Source organism: Candidatus Binatia bacterium, from assembly GCA_036382395.1.
In the GTDB taxonomy this organism is placed as follows: Bacteria; Desulfobacterota; Binatia; order HRBIN30; family HRBIN30; genus JAGDMS01.
In genome coordinates this window covers 1-4,319 of record DASVHW010000145.1, presented here as the reverse complement: position 1 = coordinate 4,319, position 4,319 = coordinate 1, and the positions used below count along the sequence as shown (strand labels likewise).

2 protein-coding genes are annotated in these 4,319 nt (G+C 63.6%); both read left to right on the top strand.

The window, feature by feature from the left end:
* Nucleotides 1-934: efflux RND transporter periplasmic adaptor subunit (locus tag VF515_06805; GenBank protein HEX7407346.1), on the top strand; the 934-nt coding region annotated here is incomplete at its 5' end.
* Complete coding sequence (locus VF515_06800; protein ID HEX7407345.1) at nt 931-4,041, top strand: efflux RND transporter permease subunit; 3,111 nt, start codon at nt 931-933, stop codon at nt 4,039-4,041. The genes VF515_06805 and VF515_06800, both read left to right, overlap by 4 nt.
* Nucleotides 4,042-4,319: the final 278 nt, after the last annotated feature.

The following is a 4,319-nucleotide window of genomic DNA, read 5'->3' as shown; positions in this document are numbered from 1 at the left end:
CGTAGCGCTCAAAGCACGGGTGGACGGGCAGATCGTCGAGGTCAACTTCAAAGAAGGGCAGGAAGTAAAGAAGGGCGCGGCGCTGTTCAAGATCGATCCGCGTCCGTTCGAGGCGACGCTGCGCCAGGCGGAAGCCAACCTCATGCGCGACACCGCGCAGAAAGAGCAGGCGCGCTCGCAGGAGCGGCGCTACCAGGAACTGCTGCAGAAAAACTTCGTTTCCAAGGAAGCCTATGCGCAGATCCGCACCAATGCCGATACCGCCGAAGCCGTTGCCCTCGGGAGCAGGGCCGCGGTCGAAAACGCGAAACTGCAGCTCGAATACTGCACCATCCGCTCGCCCATCGACGGCTTTGTCGGCAAAGTGATGCTGCAGATCGGCAACATGGTCAAGGCCAACGACACCAACTCGCTGGTGATCATCAACCAGGTCCGCCCGATTTACGTCAATTTCGCCGTGCCCGAGCAGCGTCTCTCGGCCATCCGCGGCCACATGGCGAAGGGAAAATTGTCGGTCGACGCGCTTCCGCCCGACTCGGACAAGGCGCCGGCGTCGGGCACGCTGAGTTTCGTCGATAATGCCGTCGACACCACTACCGGCACCATCAAGCTGAAAGCGCTATTCCCGAACGCGGACAACGCTCTTTGGCCGGGTCAGTTCGTCGGCACCAGCCTCAAGCTCTACGACCAGAAAGATGCGCTGGTGGTGCCGACCCAAGCGGTGCAAACCGGACCCGATGGCCAGTACGTCTACGTGGTCAAGCCGGACATGACCACCGAAGTGCGCGCGGTCGAGGTGGATCGCAACGATGGCGCCGATGCCATTATTGCGAAGGGCTTGCAAAAAGGCGAGCAGGTGGTCGTCAAGGGTCAGTTGCGCCTCGCGCCGGGGGCCAAGGTCACCATCGCCAAGCCGGCGGCCGAGAAGTCATGAACCTGGCGGAATTGTTCATCCGCCGTCCCGTCATGACCGTGCTGGTCATGGCCGGCGTTCTGATCTTCGGCATGGCGGGCTACTTCCGGCTTCCGGTCAGCACCCTGCCCAACGTCGACTTCCCCACGATCCAGGTCAGCGCCGAACTGCCGGGGGCGAGTCCCGAGACCATGGCGTCCGCAGTGGCAACGGTGCTGGAGAAACAATTCTCGACCATCGCCGGCGTCGATTCGATGACCTCGGTGAGCGGTCAAGGCACCACCCAGATAACCATCCAGTTCTCCCTCGACCGGGACATCGACGCCGCGGCCCAGGACGTGAGCTCGGCGGTTGCGGGGGCAGCACGCCTGCTGCCGCCGACCATGAGCACGCCGCCGTCCTTCCGCAAGGTCAATCCGGCGGATTTCCCGATCTACTTCCTCGCACTCACGTCCGATACGCTGCCGCTGTCCACGGTGGACGAGTACGCCGAGACTTTCCTCGCGCAGCGCATCTCCACCATCAGCGGCGTCGCCCAGGTACAGGTGTACGGGCAGCAGAAATACGCCGTGCGCGTGCAGGTGGACCCGAACGCGCTCGCTGCGCGCGGCGTGGGCATCAACGAGGTGCAGCAGGCGATCGCGCAAGCGAACGTCAACTTGCCCACCGGCACGCTGTACGGCAAGGAGCGCATGTTCGCGGTGCAGGCCACCGGGCAACTGCAGGACGCTGCGGCATACCGACCCATCATCGTCGCCTACCGCAACGGCTCGCCGGTGCGTCTGGGTGAACTCGGGCGGGTAATCGACAGTGTGCAGACCGACAAGATCGCCGCCTGGTTCAAGGGCAAGCGCGGCATCGTGCTCGCGATTCAGCGCCAGCCCGGCGTCAACACCATCGAGGTGGTCAACTCGATCAAGAAGCTGCTGCCCACCTTCCGCGCCGAGGTCCCGGCCGGCATCGACATCGAGATTCTGTACGACCGCTCGATCTCCATCCGCAACTCGGTCGAAGACGTGCAGTTCACGCTGTTGCTCGCGCTGGTACTCGTGGTAATGGTGATCTTCGTCTTCCTGCGCAACATTCCGGCGACCATCATCCCCAGCCTTGCCCTGCCGTTGTCGGTCATCGGCACTTTTGCGCTGATGTATCTGCTCGGCTACAGCCTGGACAACATCTCGCTGATGGCGCTGACGCTCTCGGTCGGCTTCGTCGTGGACGACGCCATCGTGATGCTGGAGAACATCTCCCGCCACATCGAAATGGGCAAGAGCCCGCTGCAGGCGACTCTGGACGGATCGAGGGAAATCTCCTTCACCATCCTGTCGATGACCATTTCGCTCATCGCGGTATTCATTCCGGTGCTGTTCATGGGCGGCATCCTCGGGCGGGTACTGCACGAGTTTGCCGTCGTCATCATGGTCGCAGTGCTGATTTCGGGCTTCGTCTCGCTCACGCTCACACCGATGATGTGCAGCCGCATCCTCAAGCCGCACGCGCAGCAGAAGCACGGCCGCGTGTACCTGCTGAGCGAACGTGCATTCGACGCCCTCAAGGACGGCTACGCCTCCAGCCTGCAATGGGTGCTCGGTCACCGGCGCGCCACGATGGCGGTTTTTCTGGGCATCGTCGTCGCCACCGGATTCCTGTTCGCCAGGATGCCCAAGGGCTTCCTGCCGAGCGATGACAGCGGGCAGCTGTACTGCTTCACCGAGGCGCAACAGGACATTTCCTTCGATGCGATGGCGGCGCTGCAGCGCCAGGTGGCGGAGATCATCCGCCAGGATCCCAACGTGGAAGCGCTGATGGCGTCGATCGGCGCAACCAGCTTCAACCCGTCGCTCAACGTGGGCCGGATCACCATCGCGCTGAAGCCGCGCTCGCAGCGCAAGTCGGCGGACGAGGTGCTCCGCGGCCTGCGGCCCAAGCTCGCCAATATTCTCGGCGTGAAGGTTTTTCTGCAGAACGTTCCGGCCATCCGCATCGGCGGGCAACTTACCAAGAGCCCGTACCAGTACGTGGTGCAGAGCGCGAGCACCGAGGAGCTGTATCACTGGGCGCCGCTGGTCGAAGCCAAGCTGAAAACCGTGCCCACGCTGGTGGACGTGTCGAGCGATCTGCAGATTTCGCGGCCCCAGGTCACCGTGGACATCGACCGCGAAAAGGCCTCCGTGCTCGGCGTCTCGGCGCAACAGATCGAGGCGGCGCTCAGCAATGCCTACGGCGCCCAACAGGTGTCGACTATCTACACGGCGACCAACCAGTATTGGGTGATCCTGGAACTCGATCCGCGCTACCAGACCGACCCTTCGGTGCTGCAGATGCTCTACGTGCGCTCCTCGACGGGCGCGCTGGTGCCGCTCAGTTCGCTGGCGAAGCTCACCTACGGCGTCGGGCCGCTCGCGATCAGCCACCTTGGCCAGTTGCCCTCGGTGACGATGTCCTTCGACCTGCGTCCTGACATATCGCTGTCGGAGGCGATCACGCAGGTCAACAAGTCGATGTTGGAATTGCAGGTGCCGGCCACGCTCAACACCACCTTCCAGGGCACGGCGCAGGCGTTCCAGGCCTCGCTCCAGGGCATGGGCCTGCTGCTGCTGCTGGCCATCGTGGTGATCTATCTCGTGCTCGGAATACTGTACGAGAGCTTCATCCACCCGCTCACCATCCTCTCCGGCCTGCCAACGGCGGCGCTGGGCGCGCTGCTTACGCTGCTCGCGTTCGGCATCGAGCTCAACATGTACGCGTTTGTCGGCATGATCATGCTAGTCGGCATCGTCAAGAAGAACGCGATCATAATGATCGACTTCGCCATCGAGGCGCAACGGAAGGAAGGCAAGAAGGCGGCCGATGCGATCTACGAGGCCTGCATCGTGCGCTTCCGGCCGATCATGATGACCACCATGGCGGCGCTGATGGGCAGTCTGCCGATCGCCATGGCCCTCGGCGCCGGCGGCGATGCGAGGAAACCTCTCGGCCTCGCGGTGGTCGGAGGCCTCGCGGTGTCGCAGGTGCTGACGCTTTACATCACGCCGGTGATTTACCTTTACTTTGAGCACCTGCAGGAGTGGATGGGGCGACGGCGGCGCGGCGGGCGCGCCGAGCCGAAGCTCGGCACGGCCGATTGAGCTGATTCAAACCAGGCACCCGGGTGCAGTTGCCGCAGCGCGCTCGTGCGCAAGGAACGGCAGTCGCATACCCAGCAGCGCGGCGGTGTGGATCGCCGACCCGCCGTGTGCATGGCCTGTCTAGGGGTTGAGCTGGCGGTAGACGACGGTGGCGACGGCCAGGAGGCTCGCGCGGTCCATCTCCCCGGACAACGCGTAACCGAGTTTGCCGTCGATCCAGTAGAACACGGCAATCTTGTCTTCCTGGCTGAAGCGGAACGCGGTGTCGCGTGGCTCGG